The organism is Caenimonas terrae (genome assembly GCF_042655405.1).
Taxonomy (GTDB): Bacteria; Pseudomonadota; Gammaproteobacteria; order Burkholderiales; family Burkholderiaceae_C; genus Ramlibacter; species Ramlibacter terrae_A.
Map to the genome: position 1 here is coordinate 577,386 of NZ_JBHSMF010000006.1, position 18,272 is coordinate 595,657.

The window sequence follows — 18,272 nt, forward strand, 5'->3', positions numbered from 1 at the left end:
AGCATGGTGAGGTCCGTTCGTCCTGAGCTTGTCGAAGGATCAGCGGTTCTGGGCGTAGACGCCCTGCGGCCGCCACAGCAGAATGGCGATCATCAGCGCGATGTTCGAGAACAGCGCCGCCTTGGGCGCCAGGAAGCCGGCGTAGTTGGTCAGCAGGCCGACCAGCAGCGCGCCGATCAGCGCGCCCGAGGTCGAGCCCAGCCCGCCGATGATGATGACGATGAAGATCAGCACGTTGACCTGCGCGCCGATCTGCGGCGTCACGTTCTGCAGGTACATCCCCCACATCACCCCGCCCAGCCCGGCCAGCGCGCTGCCGGTGACGAACACGCCGATGAACAGGCGCTTGATGCGGTAGCCCAGCGCCTCCACCATCTCGCGGTCCTGCACGCCGGCCCGGATCAGCAGGCCGATCTTGGTGCGCGCCAGCGTCCAGGCCAGCAGGCCAAACACCGCCAGGCCGACCACCACCGCCAGCAGCCGGTATTTCTCCACCGCCGCGTCGCCCAGCAGCAGCGTGCCGCGCATGCCCTCGGGCAGCGGCAACGGCACCTGCAGCGGGCCCCAGATCACCTTGATCAGTTCCTCGCCGATGATGGCGCCGCCGACGGTGATCAGGATCTGCTTGAGGTGGTTGCCGTAGACCGGCCGGATGATCAGCCGCTCGAACACCACGCCGGCCGCCGCGGCCACCACCATCGCAGCCAGGATCGCGGGCACCACCGCCACCAGGTTGCGCCAGAGCTGCGGCGAGGCGGTCCAGTCCGGCATCAGGCCCAGCACGCTGATGGCGACGAAGGCGCCCAGCGTGATGAACACGCCGTGGCCGAAGTTCAGCACGTCCATCAGGCCGAAGATCAATGTCAGGCCGGAGGCGATGATGAAGATGATCATCCCCATCGCCAGGCCCGCGACCGTCAGCGTGACCCAGGTCGAGCCCGAGCCGATGAAGGGCAGCACCAGCAGGGCCAGCACCGGCACCAGCGCCATCGGCTTCCAGTCGAAGTCCGCAAGCTTGTTCATAGCGCCAGCCCCAGCAGCGTGCGCTGAAGTTCTTCGTCTTCTGCCAGCTGCTGCATCGGGCCGGAATGGACGACGACGCCGTTGTCCATCACCGCGACCGTGTCGCCGAGCCGCCGGGCGAAGTTGATGTTCTGCTCCACCAGCAGGATGGTGACGCCGCTGGCCTTGAGCTGCGCGAAGGCGTCGATCATGTTGTTGATGATGGCCGGCGCCAGCCCCTTGCTCGGCTCGTCGACGATCAGCAGCTCGCGCGGCTCGACGATGGCGCGCGAGACGGCCAGCATCTGCTTCTGCCCGCCCGACAGCTTGCCGGCCGGATGGTTCCAGAATTTCTCCACCGCCGGGAACAGCGAGAAGATCCACTGCAGGCGCTTCTCGTCCATCTGGCCGGCGTGCTTCGCCTTGCGCGCGGCCAGCAGCATGTTTTCCCTGACCGTCAGGTCGGCGAACACGCCCATGTTCTCGGGCACGTAGGCGATGCCGAGCCCCGCGATCTGCGGCGTGTCGGTGGTCGTGATGTCCTGGTCGCCGAAGCCGATGCGCCCCTGCGAGGCCCGCCACAGCCCCATGATCGTGCGCAGCGTGGTGGTCTTGCCGGCGCCGTTGCGTCCCAGCAGCATGGTGAGCTGGCCGCGCGGCACGGCCAGGTCGACGCCGTGCAGGATGTGGTACGCCCCGATGTGGGTGTGCACGCCTTGCAGTTCGAGCAGGTTCGCGTTCATGCGCCCTCCCCATTCCGTTCGCCCTGAGCCTGTCGAAAGGTCGAAGGGTTCGGATCCCGTTCGCCCTGAGCCTGTCGAAGGGTCGAAGGGTTCGGATCCCGTTCGCCCTGAGCTTGTCGAAGGGCTTCGACAGGCTCAGCCCGAACGGAGGTGGGCGCAACGCCCAAATAAGCCTCCTGCACGACGGGCGAGGCGATCACCTCGGCCGGCTCGCCGTCGGCCACCAGCGTGCCGTTGTGCAGCACGATGATCCGGTCGGCCAGTTCGCGCACCACGTCCATCTTGTGTTCCACCAGCAGGATGGTCTTGGACCGGTCCTGCTTGAGCTTGCGGATCAGGTCCAGGATCACCGGCGCCTCGGCCGCGTTCATGCCGGCGGTCGGTTCGTCGAACATGAACACCTTGGATTCCAGCGCCATCAGCAGCGCCACTTCCAGCTTGCGCTGGTCGCCGTGCGGCAGGTTGGCCACCAGCTCGCCCTCCTTGTCCGCCATCGCCACGTCGCGCAGGATCTGGTCGGCCCGCGCCAGCAGGTCCGCGTGGTCGCTCCAAATGCTCCACAGGTTCATGCCGAGGCGGTGCCGGCCTTCGCGCGTCGCCTGCACCGCCAGCCGCACGTTCTCCTGCACCGTCAGGCGCGGGAACAGGTTGGTCAGCTGGAACGCGCGGCCCAGGCCGGCGCGGGTGCGCTCCGACGGCGAGGCGCCCGACAGGTCCCTGCCGTCCAGCGTCACGGTGCCGCCGCTGGCGCGCAGCTGGCCGGAGATCAGGTTGAAGTAGGTGGTCTTGCCGGCCCCGTTGGGGCCGACGATGGCCGTCAACGTCCCGGGCTCGAACGAGCAGGTCACGGCATTCACCGCCACGTGCCCGCCGAAGCGGACCGTGAGTTCATGCGTGGCAAGTTGACTCATGGTTTTCCAACGTGAGCAAAGCCCGCCAGGCGCAGCCTGGCTTCATCGGACTGTGCGCAACAACGTGCAGCACAGTCCCCCTTGCGAGGTGGATCCGGCTCTGCCGGTCCACTTCGCACCGATCAGCCACTGAAAAAAATCTTCAGATTTTTTTCAGTGTTTGTTCCGGATCGGCACGTGCATCTCGGAGGCCTTGATCTCCTTGACCAGCTCCAGGTCGGCCTGCGCGCCCAGCTTGGCGCCCTTGGCGACGCGGAAGTGGTACATCGACTGCATCGCCTGGTGGTCTTCCTTGCGGAAGGTCATCGGGCCCTTGGGGGTGTCGAAACTCATGCCTTCCATCGCGGCGATCAGCTTGTCGCTGCCGGTGTCGCCGTTGGTCTTCTTCAGCGCCGTGACCAGCGCCATGGCGGCGGAGAAGCCGCCGGCAGTGAAGAAGTCCGGCGGCGACTTGAACCTGCTGTAGTGGTTGGTCACCAGCCAGGTGTTGGCCGGGTTCTTCGGAAAGCCGTAGTAGTAGTAGCTGGCGCCTTCCATGCCCGGGAACTGGTTGTAGGCCACCATCGCCGGCAGGATGTTGCCGCCGGTGGCGATCTCGATGTTGTAGCGCTTGAGGTCCAGGTCGGCGATCTTGAACGGGTTGCCGGCGCCGGCCCACACGATCCAGATCACCTTGCGGCCCGGCAGGTCCTTGAGCTTGTCGATCAGGCGCTGCGCGCCGGCGGTGAAGTCCGTCGTGTTGGCGGGCAGGTATTCCTCGTGCACGATCTTGGCGGTCTTGATCGACTCCTTGAAGGCCTTGACGCCGTCGCGGCCGAACGCGTAGTCCTGCGCCAGCGTGGCGATGTTCACGCCCGGCTTGTCCAGCGCCACCGCGTTGGAGATCGCGTCCTGCGAGCTGTTGCGGCCGGTGCGGAAGATGTACTTGTTCCACTTGTCGCCGGTGATCGAGTCGGCCACCGCCGGCTCGACGATCAGCACCTTCTTGTATTCCTCGGCCACCGGCAGCATGGCCAGGGCCACGCCCGAGGACGTCGGGCCGATGGCGATGTCGGCCTTGTCGTCCGAGTAGGCGGTGGCCAGCAGCGACTTGCCCAGGTCGGGCTTGCCCTGGTCGTCCTTCTCGATCAGCACGATCTTGCGGCCGTTGACGGCCATGGTGCCGCCGGTGGCGTATTCCAGTCCCATCAGCAGGCCGGTCTGGGTCTGCTTGCCGTAGGCCTCCAGCGGGCCGGTGCGGCTGTAGACGTGGGCGACCTTGATCTCCTTGGCCTGGGCGAAGGCCAGCGGCGATGCAAGCGCGGCGGCGGCGAGCGCGGCCAGGGCAAGGGTGTTGCGGCGATTCATGGATTTGTCTCCTGTTTTGACTGCGAAACTCTCGCCCCGCAATTGCAGGACGCGTGCCAGTTGGCCGGCCCTTGATCCTGAAGGCTTTTTTTCTCGGCCGGCGCGAGTATGCCTTGGAACGAGGCAGTCTACCTGTCTGAATCCGAGACAGTTGCCTGAGATCCAGGCAATCCATCCAACCGTTCATAGAGCTTGGCGCGCGAGATCCCGAGCAGCTTGGCGGCGGCGAACTTGTTGCCGCGGGTGTGCGCCATCGCCGCCTGGATGGCCTGCCGCTCGACCTCGGCCACCTGCTCGGCCAGCGGCCGCAGGTCGGTGACGCGCCGCAGCGGCATCGCCGCCGGCGCCGCGGCGACCGACGGCGCGACGATCTGCTCGATGCCCGACTCGCGCAGCACCGCTTCCAGCTCCGCGACGCCGATCTGGTTGGAGTCGGTGCGCATCGCCGCCTGCTCCAGCACGTTGCGCAGCTCGCGGATGTTGCCGCGCCAGGCCTGCGCCGACAGCAGCGCCATCGCCTCGGCGCCGAGCTCCGGCGGCGCCGAGCCGCTGCGCAGCGCCATGTCCTCGGCCAGCACCTCCACCAGCGCCGGGATGTCGACGCGGCGCTCGCGCAGCGGCGGCACCCGGATCGGCAGCACGTTGAGGCGGTAGAACAGGTCCTCGCGGAACTTGCCCTCGCGCACCAGCGCCTGCAGGTCCCTGGACGTGGCGGCGATCACGCGGGCGTCGAAGCCGATCACCTTGTTGGAACCCAGCGCCTCGATCTCGCCTTCCTGCAGCGCGCGCAGCAGCTTGGGCTGCAGGCTCAGCGGCATGTCGCCGATCTCGTCCAGGAACAGCGTGCCGCCGTCGGCCAGCTTGAACTTGCCCTGCCGGCCCTTGCGGTCGGCGCCGGTGTAGGCGCCGGGTGCGACGCCGAAGAACTCCGCTTCCAGCAGCGTGTCGGGCACCGCCGCGATGTTGACGCTGACCAGCGGGCCGGCGGCGCGCGAGGAGGCGGCGTGGATCGCGTGGGCCAGCAATTCCTTGCCGGTGCCGGTCTCGCCCAGCAGCAGCACCGGGCTGGCCGACTGCGCGGCCCGCCGCGCCTGCCGCTTGACCTCCACCGCCGCCGGGCTGGCGCCCACGAAGCTGGCCAGCGTGTACTTGTGGCGGCGCTGGCTGGCCAGCTCGCGCCGGGCGTCGTCCAGGTCGCGCTGCAGGTGCGCGAACTTGCTGATCAACGGCTGCAGCGTGGTTTCGGGGTGGTCGAACAGCACGATGCCGATCGCGCCGATCAGCTCGTTGCTCTGTTCGTCGCGCAGCGGAATGCGGCTGACGACGAAGGTGCCGGCGCGGTTGGTGAGCAGGTCGATCAGCACCGGCTGGCCGGTCTCCAGCACCTTGCGCATCTGGGTGTTGGGGATGACGTCTTCCACCATCTGGCCGACGATCTGGTCGACCGAGGTCAGGCCCAGCGCCGGCAGGAAGCGCAGGTAGCCTTCGTTCACCCAGACGATGCGGCCGCTGCGGTCGACCAGGAACATGCCCTGGCTGACGCTGGAGAACAGCTGGAACATCGAGCGCGCCGCCAGCGCCAGGATGCTCGCGCCGTCCCTGGGCAGGTTGTCTTCTTGCATTCCGCGATGCTACAGAAAGCGGACAGCCGGACGCAGAAAGCGCAGAAACAACGCAGAAGCCGCAAAAAGAAAACCTTCAGGGTTTCCTTGAATCCTTCTGCGCCTTCTGCGTCACTTCTGCGTCCTTGTCCCCGCCTTCCTCAGGCCAGCCGCCGCCGCGCCCGGTAGGCCATGAGGCGCGGAACGACCAGGACCACCAGGATGACGCCGATCATGGTGACCGACATGGGGCGCTGCAGGAACACCATCGCGCTGCCCTCGCCGATCGAGACGGCGTTGCGCAACTGCGCCTCGGCCAGCGGCCCCAGGATCATGCCGACCACCACCGGCGCCGTCGGGAAATCGAAGCGCCGCATCACCACGCCGGCCACGCCGATCGCGTACAGCAGCACCAGGTCGAAGGCGCTCTGGCGCATGCCGTAGGCGCCGACGGTGGAAAAGATCAGGATGCCGGCGTACAGCTGGGGCTTGGGGATCTTCAGCAGCTTGACCCACAGGTTCACCAGCGGCAGGTTCAGGATCAGCAGCATCACGTTGCCGATGTAGAGCGAGGCGATCAGCGCCCAGACCAGGTTGGCCGAGGTGGTGAAGAGCTGCGGCCCGGGCTGGATGCCGTAGTTCTGGAACGCGCCCAGCAGGATCGCCGTGGTGTTGGAGGTGGGGATGCCCAGCGTCAGCAGGGGAATGAGCGCGGTGGTGACGGTGGCGTTGTTCGACGCCTCCGGCCCGGCCACCCCTTCGATCGCGCCCGCGCGGCCGAACTCGGCCAGGTCCTCGCCCTTGGCCAGCCGCTTTTCCATCGCATAGCTCAGGAAGGTCGGGATCTCGGTGCCGCCGGCCGGGATGCAGCCGAAGGGCGCGCCGATCGCGGTGCCGCGCAGCCAGGCCGGGATCGAGCGCTTCCAGTCGCGCCGGGTCATGTAGACCTTGCTCAGCTTGTTCTGCGTTTCGGTGCCGCGGCCTTCGTACAGCGCCGCGTACATCACCTCCGCCACCGCGAACAGGCCCACAGCCACCAGCACGATCTCGATCCCGTCCAGCAGTTCGGGCACGCCCAGGGTGTAGCGCGACTGGCCGGAGATCTGGTCCAGGCCGACCAGGCCGACCGCCAGCCCGATGAACAGCGACACCATGCCGCGCAGCGGGCTCTTGCCCAGCACCGCGCTGACGGTGGTGAAGGCCAGCACCATCAGCAGGAAATATTCCGGCGGCCCGAGCCTGACCGCGAACTCCGCCACGTAAGGGGCGAACAGCGTGACGATCACGGTGGCGATGGTGCCGGCCACGAACGAGCCGATCGCGGCGGTGGCCAGCGCGGCGCCGGCGCGGCCGCTCTTGGCCATCTTGTTGCCCTCCATCGCCGTCACCATGCTGGCGGTTTCGCCCGGCGTGTTCAGCAGGATCGAGGTGGTGGAGCCGCCGTACATGGCGCCGTAGTAGATGCCGGCGAAGAAGATCATCGAGGCCGTGACTTCCACCTTGGCGGTGATCGGCAGCAGCATGGCAACGGCCACCGCCGGGCCGATGCCCGGCAGCACGCCGATGGCGGTGCCCAGGGCGCAGCCGACCAGGCACCAGACCAGGTTGGCGGGCGTGATGGCGGTGGCGAAGCCTTGCAGGAGTGCGTTCAGGATGTCCATGCTCAGATCCAGCCGTTGGAGGTCAGGCCCGGCAGGTTGATCGCCAGGAACTGGGTGAAGGTCCAGAACACCGGCGCCGAGATCGCCAGCCCGGTCGCCAGGTCGATCGCCAGCACCCGCGGGTGGCCGGCATCCTCGCCGGCGGCGCGCCGCAGGCCCTGCACCGCCAGCAGGTAGCACAGCGTGCAGCTGAAGATGAAGCCGATGGTCGTGATCAGCGCCGCGTTGGCCAGCAGGCCGGCCGTCACCCAGGCGAAGCCGGCCCAGTAGCCGTGCTCGGCGCCGGTGGGCTGGTCCAGTTCGCGAAAGCCGGTGGTGCGCGCTTGCACGACCAGCATCACGCCGCACAGGGCCAGCACGGCGGCGATGGCCCAGGGCAGGAAGTTGGGGCCGATGCCGCCGTAGCCGGCCGCCGAGGGGATCGAGACCGCGCCGGCGGCCAGCGCCAGCGCGATCAGCACGACGCCGGCGCCGATCGCCGTCTGCGCCGTCGAGGGCTTGTGTTGTTGTGTCATGGTGCTGGCCGGTGCGGGGAACGAAAAAACGCCCGGGGCGATCCGGGCGTCGGTTTGGCTTGCGGGAAGCGCGGTCCTCATCAGTTGGGGACAGGGCTGAAGATCTGTCCCACAAGGTCTCACACCATGCCGGACTTCACCATGGTGGCGCGCAGGCTGGCGAATTCGTCGTCGACGAACTTGTCGAACGCGGCGCCGGTGAGGACCGCCGGCGTCCAGTCGTTCTTCTGCAGCGCTTCCTGCCACGCCTTGGTCTTGATCGCGGCCAGCACCATCTCGGTCAGCGCCCGGCGCTGCGGCTCGGTGATGCCGGGGGCGCCGTAGACGCCGCGCCAGTTGCCGATCTCGACGTTGATGCCCTGCTCCTTGAGCGTCGGCACGTTGATGCCCTTGAGCCGCGTGCCCGAGGTGACGGCGATCGGCTTCATCTTGCCGGCGTTGATGTACTCGGCGAACTCGCTGTAGCCGCTGCCGCCGACGGTGACGTTGGCGCCCAGGATGGCGGCGGTGGCCTCGCCGCCGCCGCGGAAGGCGACGTAGTTGATCTTGGCCGGATCGACGCCGACCTCGCGCGCGATCATCGCCGCGGCGATGTGCTCGGTGGAGCCGCGCGACCCGCCGCCCCACTTGACGCTGCCCGGGTCCTTCTTGAGCTGCGCGATGACGTCGGCCATCGACTTCAGCGGCGAATTGGCCGGCAGCACGAACACGTTGTATTCGCTGGTCAGGCGCGCGATCGGCGTCACCTGCGACAGGCTGACCGGCGGCTTGCCGGTGATGATGCCGCCCAGCATCACGGCGCCCATCACCATCATGGCGTGGGGATCGCCCTTGGCGCTGTTGATGAACTGCGCCAGGCCCAGCGCGCCGGCGGCGCCGCCCTTGTTGTCATAGGTGACGCTGTCGGCCACCCTGGCCTCCTGCAGCGCCTTGCCCAGCGCACGGCCGGTGGTGTCCCAGCCTCCCCCCGGATTGGCCGGGATCATCATCTTGACGTTGGTGGCTGCCAGCGCCGACAGCGGCAGGCCGCCGGTTGCGGCCAGCGCGGCCAGCGATTTGAGGAAGGTGTCGCGACGCATCGGGTCTCCTAGGTGTTGTTCAGGTAGCACTCAGTTTCGGCTTCGCGATCATGCGCCCCCCGGCTGTCAAACGGCTGTCCGCCGGATTGGGGAAACTACTAGAGTGCGGGCCATGCGGCGCTTGCCGTTAACCTTGGGCGAGCGATGAACCTCCTGCTGGTCGAAGACGATCCCTCCATGCGCAGCACCCTCGAGCGTGCGCTGTCGCGGCGCGGCGTCGGCGTGCAGGGCTGCGGCGACGGCCGCCAGGCGCTGGCGCTGTGGCGGGCGCAGCCGCCGGACGTGGTGGTGCTCGATCTCAGCCTGCCGGGCCTGGACGGCCTGCAGGTGCTGGAACAGGCGCGCGGCCTCGGGCTGGCGACGCCGGTGCTGATCCTCACGGCGCGCGGCACGGTCGGCGACCGCGTGCTGGGCCTCAACAGCGGCGCCGACGACTACCTGCCCAAGCCTTTCGACCTGGACGAACTGGAGGCCAGGCTGCGCGCGCTGGTGCGGCGCAAGGCGGGCGCCGCGCCGGCCGCCGGCCAGGCGCCGGTCGCCGCCGGCGCGCTGCGCTACGACCGCGACAGCGGCGCGATCTACCTGCGCGACCAGGTGCTGGAGCTGACGCCGCGCGAGGCCGCGCTGCTGCAGGCGCTGATGCTGCGCCCGGGCCACGCGGTCTCCAAGGAGCGGCTGTTCGAGCTGGTGTTCCCGGGCGAGGGCGACGTCCAGTACGAAGCGATCGAGGTCGTGGTGTACCGGCTGCGCAAGAAGCTGGTCCACACCGGCACCTCGCTGATGACCCTGCGCGGGCTCGGCTACCTGCTGAAGGTCGAATGAAGCCGGAAGGGGTGTCGCTGCGGACCTACCTGCTGGTGGGCATCCTGGTGCCGGTGGTGCTGCTGATCGGCCTCAACAGCTTCAGCCTGTACGCGCAGGCGCTGGCGGCCGTCAACACGGCGTACGACCGCACGCTGCTGGCCTCGGCCAAGACCATCGGCGAGCAGCTCGATGTGGAAGGCTACGACGAGCAGGCGCAGCTGCGCGCCACCGTCCCCTATTCGGCGCTGGAAGCCTTCGAGGCCGACAACCAGAGCCGGCTGTTCTACCGCGTTTCCACCCTGCAGGGCGAGATGGTGTCGGGCTTTCCCGAGCTGCCGTTCTGGCACGGCACGCTGCCGCAGCGCCCGCCCTACGCGGCGCTGGTGGACTTCTACGACGACCACTTCCGCGGCGGCGAGGTGCGGGTGGCCGTGCTGCTGCAGCCGGTGGCCAGCGCCAACGGCCGCGGCATGGCGGTGGTGCAGGTGGCCGAGACGCCGGAGCTGCGCCGTTCGCTGGCGCGCCAGATCCTGGTCGACACCATCTGGCGGCAGGCGCTGCTGGTGGCGGTGATCGCGCTGGTGGCGGCGGTGGTGGTGCAGCGCGCCACCCGGCCGGTGCGCAAGCTCAGCGCCGTGCTGCAGGCGCGGGCCGAGGGCGACCTGACGCCGATCGCCGCCCCCGGCTCGCCGCGCGAGCTGCTGCCGCTGGTGGACGCCACCAACCAGGTGATGGCGCGGCTGGCCCTGCTGCTGGACAACCAGAAGCGCTTCGTGCGCGACACCGCCCACCAGCTGCGCACGCCGCTGGCGGTGCTCAAGACCCAGGTGCAGTCGGCACTGCGGGGCGACCTCGAGCCGCGCCAGGCGCTGCAGGAAATCAACCAGACGGTGGACCGTGCGACCGCCCTGGCCAACCAGATGCTGTCGCTGGCCAAGGTGGAGCAGCTGCGCCAGCAGCCGGACACCGGCGTCCACGACCTGGGCGCCGTGGTGCGTGCGGTGGCGCTGGAGCTGTCGCCGCTGATCGCCGACAAGGACCTGGACTTCGACATCACCACCGTGCCGGCCCCGGTGCGTTCGCACGAGTGGATGCTCAACGAGCTGGTGCGCAACCTGCTGCACAACGCCATCAAGCACAGCCCGCAGGGCGGCGAGCTGTGGCTGAGGGTGGTGGCGGATGGGGGCAACGCGGCGCTGACCGTCTTCGACGGCGGGCCCGGCATCGGCGCCGAACTGCGCAGCCGGCTGTTCCAGCCGTTCTCGGCCGGCGACGTCGGCAGCGGCTCGGGGCTGGGGCTGGCGATCTGCCACGAGATCGTGCGCGCGCTGGGCGGCTCGATCGCGCTGGATAACCGGGAAAACCATGGGCGCATCGCCGGCCTGGCGGCCACGGTGACCCTGCCCCTGGCCCACAATGGATCCTGATGGACAAATTGCGCGTCGACAAGTGGCTCTGGGCAGCCCGTTTCTACAAGACCCGTTCGCTGGCGACCGAGGAGATCGCCCGCGGGCGGGTCGAGGTCAATGGCGCCGAGGTCAAGCCGGCGCGCGAGCTCAAGCCCGGCGACACCGTCACGCTGCGCCAGGGCCAGGTCATGCGCACCGTGGTGGTCAAGGGCCTGTCGGGCGTGCGCGGCCCGGCGCCCGTGGCGCAGCAGCTCTATGAAGAAACCGCCGACAGCCTGAAGGCGCGCCAGCAGGCCGCCGAACAGCGGCGGCTGTCGCCGGAGCCCGCGCATTCGATCGAGCATGGCCGTCCGACCAAGCGCGGCCGGCGCGAGCTCGATGACGCCAAGAACTGGGGCGACCGCTGGAGCGCCTCGATCGACGAATAGCTGTCATGCCGGACCTGATCCGGCATCCATCCATCTCGAATCCCAATACCGTCGATCAGGAAGAGACAGCGCTTGCCCGCTTGATCGACAGTCCCCGTTGTTGTTCGGCCCGGCTCGGGGGCCGGGATGACAGCCTTCCCTTCGGGCTTCCACTAGGCGATGGCGCGCGGACAGCGTGGTCTACTTCTTGCTCAGTTCGAAGAACCTGTTCCAGGAGACATCCATGAAGTCGAAACTACTCTGGGCCGGCGCGCTCGCCGCCAGCCTCGCATTTGCCGGCGCCGCCCAGGCCCAGCAATTCTTCCGCATCGGCACCGGCGGCACCGCCGGCACCTACTATCCCGTCGGCGGCATGATCGCCAACGCCGTGTCGCAACCCGGCAAGATCATCGCCACCGCGCAGGCCACCAACGGCTCGCTGGCCAACGTCAACGGCGTCGCCAGCGGCTCGATGGAAGCGGGCTTCTCGCAGTCCGACGTCGCCACCTGGGCCTACACCGGCACCGGCGCCTTCGAGGGCAAGCCCAAGGTCGCCGACCTGCGCATGATCGCCAACCTCTACCCCGAAAGCATCCACCTGGTGGTCAAGAAGGGCTCGGGCATCAAGTCCGTTTCCGACCTCAAGGGCAAGCGCGTGGCGCTGGACGAGCCGGGCTCGGGCACGCTGATCGACGCCCGCATGGTGCTGGCCGCCTACGGCGTGAAGGAATCGGACATCAAGCCCGAATACATCAAGCCCAACCAGGCCGGCGACAAGCTCAAGGACGGCGCGCTCGACGCCTTCTTCTTCGTCGGCGGGGCACCGGCCGGCGCGATCGCCGAACTGGCCTCCAGCGGCGCCGGCATCGAACTGATCCCGCTGGCCGGCCCGCAGGCCGACGCCCTGCGCAAGTCCAGCCCGTTCTTCGCCGTCGACAACATCGCCGCCGGCACCTACAAGGACGTGCCCGCCGTGCAGACGCTGGCCGTCGGCGCCCAGCTGGTGACCAACGCCAAGGTGGACACCGAAACGGTCTACCAGATCACCAAGGCCCTCTACAGCGACGCGGCGCAGAAGGCGCTGCAGGCCGGCCACGCCAAGGGCAAGTTCATCACCCGGCAGAACGCCGTGCAGGGCGTCGGCATCCCTTATCACCCGGGCGCCGAAAAGTTCTACCGCGAAGCCGGCCTGCTCAAGTAAGCCCCGGCCGCGGGCCCGGACGAAGGGAGGCTGGCCCTCCCTTTTTTGTTTTTCACGAGGACGCCGATGTCAGAGCTGACCACCACGCTGGACGAGAAGAAGCTGCAGGAGCTGGAAGAGAAGTTCGATCCGGAGATGCGCTTCCGCCCGGTGGTGCCGCCGGCGCTGCAGATCGTCACGTGGCTGCTGATCGCGCTCTCGTGCTTCCACTACTACACGGCCGGCTTCGGCCTGCTGCGGGAAACGACGCACCGCGGCGTCCACCTGGCCTTCGTGCTGGGGCTGATCTTCCTGGTGTTCGCGGCCAGCAAGAAGTCGCTGAACCAGCCGGCCCGCCCGAGCCTGCTGCGCCCCGGCGGCGTGCCGCTGGTGGACTGGGTGCTCGGACTGGCCTGCGCCGCCAGCGTGCTGTACATCCCGTGGGTGTTCGACGACCTGGCGTTCCGGGTCGGCAATCCCGACCTGTCGGACGTGGTGATGGGCACCATCCTGTTCCTCACGCTGCTGGAGGCGACGCGCCGTTCGATGGGCTGGCCGCTGCCGCTGATCGCGATCGGCTTCACGATCTATGCGCTGTTCGGCCCCTACTTCCCCGGCCTGCTGAAGCACGCCGGCGCGAGCTGGAGCCAGATGATCAACCACCAGTACCTCACCAGCCAGGGCATCTACGGCGTGGCGGTGGGCGTGGTGGCGACCTACGTCTTCCACTTCGTGCTGTTCGGCGTGATGGCGACCCGCATCGGCCTGGGCCAGCTGTTCCTGGACCTGGCCGCCAGCGTCGCCGGCCGCTACGCCGGCGGGCCGGCCAAGGTCAGCGTGTTCGGCTCCGCCATGTTCGGCATGCTCAGCGGCTCCTCGGTGGCCAATGCGGTGACGGTGGGCTCGCTCACCATCCCGGCGATGATCCGCGTCGGCTACCGGCGCGAGTTCGCCGCCGCCGTGGAGGCGGCGTCGTCGACCGGCGGCCAGATCACCCCGCCGGTCATGGGCGCCGCCGCCTTCCTGATGGTGGAGTTCCTCAACGTCCCCTACCAGACCATCATCGCCGCCGCCATCGTGCCGGCCTTCATGCACTTCTTCGGCGTCTTCATGCAGGTGCACTTCGAGGCCAAGCGCTTCGGCCTGCGCGGCCTGACCGACGAGGAGATGCCCAGGCTGCGCGAGTCGCTGCGCCAGCGCTGGCCGACGCTGATTCCGCTGGTGCTGCTGATCTCCATCCTGGTGATGGGCCGCACGCCCTACCTGGCCGCCTTCACCGGCATCACGTCCTGCGCGATCGTCGGCCTGACCACCCGCATGAGCGGCAACGGCGTGAAGAACTGGGCGCTGATGATCGCGCTGCACCTGATCCTGGTGGTGATCGCCTTCGCCGACCTCGGCCAGCAGAGCGAATGGATCAAGCTGGGCCTGTTCGCGGCCGGCGTCGCGCTGGCGCTGGCCGGCTGGCTGCTGGCCGGCGTGACCGGGCGCATCCACCACCGGGTGCTGGTCGAGGCCTTCGAGACCGGCGCCAAGTACGCGCTGGCCGTGGGCGCCGCCGCCGCCACGGTGGGGATCGTGATCGGCGTGGTCACGCTGACCGGCGTCGGCTTCAAGATCAGCTACATCATCACGACCTGGGCCGCGGTGATCGCCGGCGGCCTGTCGGCGGTGATCCCCACCGCCTTCGCCAGCACCCCGGGCCTGACGCTGTTTGCCGCGCTGGTGATGACCGGCGTGGTCTGCATCCTGATGGGATGCGGCATCCCCACCACCGCCAACTACATCATCATGGTGACGGTGGCTGCGCCCACGCTGGTGCAGCTGGGCGTGCAGCCGCTGGTGGCCCACTTCTTCGTCTTCTACTACGGCGTGCTGGCCGACATCACGCCGCCGGTGGCGCTGGCCGCCTATGCGGCGGCGGGAATGGCGGGCAGCGACCCGTTCAAGACCGGCAACATGGCGTTCCGGCTCGGGCTGGCCAAGGTGCTGGTGCCCTTCGTGTTCGTGTTCTCGCCCTCGCTGCTGCTGGTGGCCAACGGCTTCACCTGGTACGACTTCAGCGTGACCTTCATCGGCTGCGTGCTGGGCATCACGGTGCTGGCCGCGGCGCTGAGCAAGTTCTTCCTGGTCGAACTCAAGCGCTGGGAGCAACTGCTGTGCGTGGCCGCCGCGCTGCTGCTGATCGCGCCGGGGCTGGTGGTGACGCTGATCGGCGCCGCGATGGCGCTGCCGGTGGTGCTGCGGCAACTGGCGGCCTGGAAGCTCGCCAATGCGGCGCCGCCGACGCCGGCCTGACAGCGGCGTCGGCACCGGCCGATCCGGCGTGTAGGCCGCTATCCAATTTGAGGCTGGCACGCTTCGAGCGCCCCACGCAGGCGGCGGGGGACGCGATACTGCGGCCCTGTCGAAAACCAAGCAGTACCAGAACAATGAACGAGAACAAGACCCTCAGCATCCTGCACCGCCTGCCGGTAGTGCTTGCCGTCACCGCCGCGTCCTATGGCCTGAACATCGGCCAGGCGCAGGCCGGCAACGGCCACACCAACCAGCCGCGCGCCCACACGCAGACCGTGGCCAAGCGCGCCGCCTGAGCCTGCTCAGCGGCCCTTGCGTTGCTGCGCCCGGCGCACCTGCCGGCTCTGGGCCTCGCGCTCGGCCTGCCGCTCGCGTTCCTTGCTGCGGCGCTGCCTGCGCACCGAGAGGAACTTGGCGATGCCGAAGGCAATGGCGAAGGCCAGTGCGCCGATCAGGAGTCCGGGAAGGCTGGAAGTCATCGCCATATCCTACCCATCCGTCGCCGGCCCGCGACAGCGATGGGCGCGGCCCCGCAGCCGGGGGCGGCCGGGAGCCCCGGGGTGTGACAATCCCCCGGTGGACAAACAGAACGACAACCTCGACTCGCTGTTCGGCGACGCCAGCGGCGAGACGCCGGCGGCGCTGGCGGCCGCATTGGCGCCGCCCGCCGCGGCCGGCCACTACGACGAACTGCGCGGCGGCGTGTCCACGCCCCTGGCCGCCGCCGATGGCGCGCCCGCCGAGGCCGCAGCCCGCGACCAGCCGACGCCGCAGTGGTCGCGCTTCTTCGAGAGCCTGGGCCACGACGGCTTCAGGGACCTGAACCGGCGCACCGCCAACCTGGAGCGCCAGATCCGCGACAACGGCGTCACCTACAACGTCTATGCGGAGGCGGACGGCCCGCAGCGGCCCTGGTCGCTGGACCTGTTCCCGCTGATCGTCACGCCCGAATGCTGGCAGCAGATCGAGGCCGGCGTGCTGCAGCGGGTCAAGCTGCTGGACGCGATCATGGCCGACGTCTACGGCCCGCAGACGCTGCTGGCCGGCAACCTGCTGCCGCCGGCGCTGGTGCACGGCCACCCGGGCTACCTGCGCGCGCTGCACGGCGTGCGGCCGGCCGCGGACACCCACCTCCACATCGCGGCCTTCGACCTGGCGCGCGGGCCGGACGGCCACTGGTGGGTGGTGTCGCAGCGCACCCAGGCGCCCTCGGGCCTGGGCTACCTGCTGGAGAACCGGCTGATCACCTCGCGCCTGTTCCCGGAGGCATTCCGCGACCTCAACGTGCAGCGGCTGGCCGCCAGCTACCGGGCGCTGATCGACGGCATCAAGCAGATGTGCCCGACGCAGAACGATCCGCGCATCGTGCTGCTGACGCCGGGCCCGTACAACGAAACCTATTTCGAGCACGCCTATCTCGCGCGCTACCTGGGCCTGACGCTGGTCGAGGGCAGCGACCTCACGGTGCGCGACCAGTGCCTGTACCTCAAGACGCTGCAGGGGCTGGAGCCGGTGCACGGCCTGTTCAAGCGGCTGGACGACGAATTCCTCGACCCGCTGGAGCTGCGCAGCGACTCGCGCCTGGGCGTGCCCGGCCTGCTGCAGGTGATCCGCGCCGGCAACGTGCTGGTGGCCAACATGCCCGGCTCCGCGTTCCTGGAGTCGACCGCGCTGCTGGGATTCCTGCCGGCGCTGTCGCGCCACCTGCTGAAGGAAGAACTGCAGCTGCCCTCGCTGGCCACCTGGTGGTGCGGCGAGCGCGCGGCGCTCGAAGCGGTGCTGCCGCTGCTGGGCGAGAGCGTCATCAAGTCCACCTACGCCGGGCCCGGCAGCGCCACCGTGCTGGGCAAGTCGCTGTCGCGGCGCGAGCGCGACGAGTGGGCCGGCCGCATCGTGCGCGAGTGCGACGAGCACACCCTGCAGTCCTACCTGCCGCTGTCGCAGATGCCGACCTGGCGCAGCAGCCGCGGCGGCGACCGGATCCTGCCGCGCTCGCTGGTGCTGCGGGTGTTCGCGGTGTCCGACGGCCCGCGCTCCTGGCACGTGCTGCCCGGCGGATTGACCCGGCTGGCCGGCACCGAGCAGGACATCGCCTCCATGCAGCGCGGCGGCAGCAGCGCCGACACCTGGGTGATGACCCATGGCGAGGTGGACCCGACCAGCCTGCTGCAGCACGAGCAGCCCGCCGCCACCGTGTCGCACCGCGCGCGCAGCACCACCACCAGCCGCGCCGCCGAGAACCTGTTCTGGCTGGGGCGCTACACGGAGCGCACCGAGAACACCACGCGGCTGGCCCGCCTGACGCTGGAGAGCCTGAACGGCGAGGACCAGAACTCGCAGCCGCTGCTGGCCTGGCTGGGCGAACTGTGCGTGGCGCACGCGCTGGTGCTGCCGGCGGTGCCGCCGCCGGCGCAGGCGCGCCGCGTGTTCGAGCGCTCGCTGATCTTCGCGCTGGGCGACCCCGAGCAGCACGGCGTGGGCTACAACCTCAACGGCCTGCGCAACGCCGCGTCGGCGGTGCGCGAGCGCCTGTCGCTGGAACAGTGGAATGCCATCGTGCGGGCCGACGAGCAGTTCCTGGTGGAATGCGCCTGCTTCAACGACGACGGCGACTATTCGTCGGTGGAAGCGCTGCGCGCGCTGGAAAACCTCTCGGGCCACACGGCGGCGATGACCGGCGCCCAGACCGACCGCATGACGCGCGACGACGGCTGGCGCCTGCTGTCCAGCGGCCGGCATCTGGAGCGGCTGGCCTTCCTGTCGTCCGCGCTGGCGCACGCCTTCGAGACCGGCGCGGTGTTCGACGAGGGCGGCTTCGAGGCACTGGTGGCCCTGTTCGACAGCACCATCACCTTCCACGCGCAGTACCAGCAGCGCCACGACATCCCCGCCCTGCTGGACCTGCTGGTGCTGGACCGCGACAACCCGCGCTCGCTCGGCTGGGTGGCGCAGACGCTGCGCGGACGGCTGGCCAGGCTGGCCGGCAGCGCGCCGGGCAAGATGCCCGAGATCGCGCTGACGGTGCCGGATCCGCAGGCCTGGTCGTTCGACGCGATCTGCGCGCGCGACGCCGAGGGCCACTATGCCAACCTGGCGGAGCTGCTGGCGCAATGCACCGAAGCCGCCTACAAGCTGTCGGACGACATCGGCGCGCGCTACTTCACCCATTCCGGCGAAGCGCGCCACAGCATCGGAGCATGAATATGGCCCCCACGCTTGTCACTTCGTGTCCTGCGCTGGACTTGCCGCTGCCGGAATCAGCGGCTCTTCGTCCCGTCCGAGACTGCGCAGGCAGTCTCGGAGCCGCGGGACTCA

15 protein-coding genes and 1 pseudogene are annotated in these 18,272 nt (G+C 69.1%); 7 read left to right on the forward strand and 9 right to left on the reverse strand.

Features of this window, described 5'->3' with window-relative positions; genetic code table 11:
* Positions 1–39 precede the first annotated feature (39 nt).
* From ACFPOE_RS09605 to ACFPOE_RS09640, 8 genes and pseudogenes are all read right to left on the reverse strand, one after another.
* Positions 40–1,023 (reverse strand): branched-chain amino acid ABC transporter permease, encoded by a 984-nt coding sequence (locus ACFPOE_RS09605; protein ID WP_376849862.1) that lies wholly within the window; start codon positions 1,021–1,023, stop codon positions 40–42.
* Positions 1,020–1,745 carry an ABC transporter ATP-binding protein gene (locus ACFPOE_RS09610; RefSeq protein WP_376849863.1) on the reverse strand — a complete coding sequence of 242 codons (726 nt, stop codon included), beginning with the start codon at positions 1,743–1,745 and terminating at the stop codon, positions 1,020–1,022. Before ACFPOE_RS09610 ends, ACFPOE_RS09605 begins: the two co-directional genes overlap by 4 nt.
* Positions 1,746–1,900: 155 nt before the next feature.
* A pseudogene (locus tag ACFPOE_RS09615) lies at positions 1,901–2,656 on the reverse strand (ABC transporter ATP-binding protein); the annotation flags it as partial.
* Between the two features lie 153 nt (positions 2,657–2,809).
* Positions 2,810–4,003 carry a substrate-binding domain-containing protein gene (locus tag ACFPOE_RS09620; RefSeq protein ID WP_376849864.1) on the reverse strand — a complete coding sequence of 398 codons (1,194 nt, stop codon included), beginning with the start codon at positions 4,001–4,003 and terminating at the stop codon, positions 2,810–2,812.
* A gap of 128 nt (positions 4,004–4,131) precedes the next feature.
* Complete coding sequence (locus ACFPOE_RS09625) at positions 4,132–5,625, reverse strand: sigma-54 interaction domain-containing protein (RefSeq protein WP_376849865.1); 1,494 nt, start codon at positions 5,623–5,625, stop codon at positions 4,132–4,134.
* Positions 5,626–5,765: 140 nt separating this feature from the next.
* Positions 5,766–7,265, reverse strand: coding sequence for a tripartite tricarboxylate transporter permease (locus ACFPOE_RS09630; protein ID WP_376849866.1), 1,500 nt, complete (start codon positions 7,263–7,265; stop codon positions 5,766–5,768).
* A 2-nt stretch (positions 7,266–7,267) separates the two neighbouring features.
* Positions 7,268–7,780, reverse strand: coding sequence for a tripartite tricarboxylate transporter TctB family protein (locus ACFPOE_RS09635; RefSeq protein ID WP_376849867.1), 513 nt, complete (start codon positions 7,778–7,780; stop codon positions 7,268–7,270).
* Positions 7,781–7,899: 119 nt separating this feature from the next.
* A complete protein-coding gene (locus ACFPOE_RS09640; protein ID WP_376849868.1) occupies positions 7,900–8,859 on the reverse strand; it encodes a Bug family tripartite tricarboxylate transporter substrate binding protein in 960 nt (319 codons plus the stop codon).
* Positions 8,860–9,003: 144 nt separating this feature from the next.
* On the opposite strand from ACFPOE_RS09640, the gene ACFPOE_RS09645 reads away from it, so the two are divergent.
* From ACFPOE_RS09645 to ACFPOE_RS09670, 6 genes are all read left to right on the forward strand, one after another.
* Entirely contained in the window at positions 9,004–9,681 is a 678-nt protein-coding gene (locus ACFPOE_RS09645; protein ID WP_376849869.1) for a response regulator transcription factor, read from the forward strand.
* On the forward strand, positions 9,678–11,090 hold the full coding sequence (locus ACFPOE_RS09650) for a sensor histidine kinase (RefSeq protein WP_376849870.1): 1,413 nt from the start codon (positions 9,678–9,680) through the stop codon (positions 11,088–11,090). Before ACFPOE_RS09645 ends, ACFPOE_RS09650 begins: the two co-directional genes overlap by 4 nt.
* A complete protein-coding gene (locus ACFPOE_RS09655; RefSeq protein WP_376849871.1) occupies positions 11,090–11,500 on the forward strand; it encodes an RNA-binding S4 domain-containing protein in 411 nt (136 codons plus the stop codon). The genes ACFPOE_RS09650 and ACFPOE_RS09655 overlap by 1 nt, the downstream gene beginning before the upstream one ends.
* Before the next feature lie 223 nt (positions 11,501–11,723).
* Complete coding sequence (locus ACFPOE_RS09660) at positions 11,724–12,680, forward strand: TAXI family TRAP transporter solute-binding subunit (protein ID WP_376849872.1); 957 nt, start codon at positions 11,724–11,726, stop codon at positions 12,678–12,680.
* 66 nt (positions 12,681–12,746) lie between these two features.
* On the forward strand, positions 12,747–14,957 hold the full coding sequence (locus ACFPOE_RS09665) for a TRAP transporter permease (protein WP_376849873.1): 2,211 nt from the start codon (positions 12,747–12,749) through the stop codon (positions 14,955–14,957).
* A gap of 134 nt (positions 14,958–15,091) precedes the next feature.
* Positions 15,092–15,253 carry a hypothetical protein gene (locus ACFPOE_RS09670; RefSeq protein ID WP_376849874.1) on the forward strand — a complete coding sequence of 54 codons (162 nt, stop codon included), beginning with the start codon at positions 15,092–15,094 and terminating at the stop codon, positions 15,251–15,253.
* Between the two features lie 6 nt (positions 15,254–15,259).
* Here ACFPOE_RS09670 and ACFPOE_RS09675 read toward each other — a convergent pair whose 3' ends face one another.
* On the reverse strand, positions 15,260–15,436 hold the full coding sequence (locus ACFPOE_RS09675; RefSeq protein ID WP_376849875.1) for a hypothetical protein: 177 nt from the start codon (positions 15,434–15,436) through the stop codon (positions 15,260–15,262).
* 97 nt (positions 15,437–15,533) lie between these two features.
* Here ACFPOE_RS09675 and ACFPOE_RS09680 point away from each other — a divergent pair, with 97 nt between their 5' ends.
* Complete coding sequence (locus ACFPOE_RS09680; protein ID WP_376849876.1) at positions 15,534–18,158, forward strand: circularly permuted type 2 ATP-grasp protein; 2,625 nt, start codon at positions 15,534–15,536, stop codon at positions 18,156–18,158.
* Positions 18,159–18,272 lie beyond the last annotated feature (114 nt).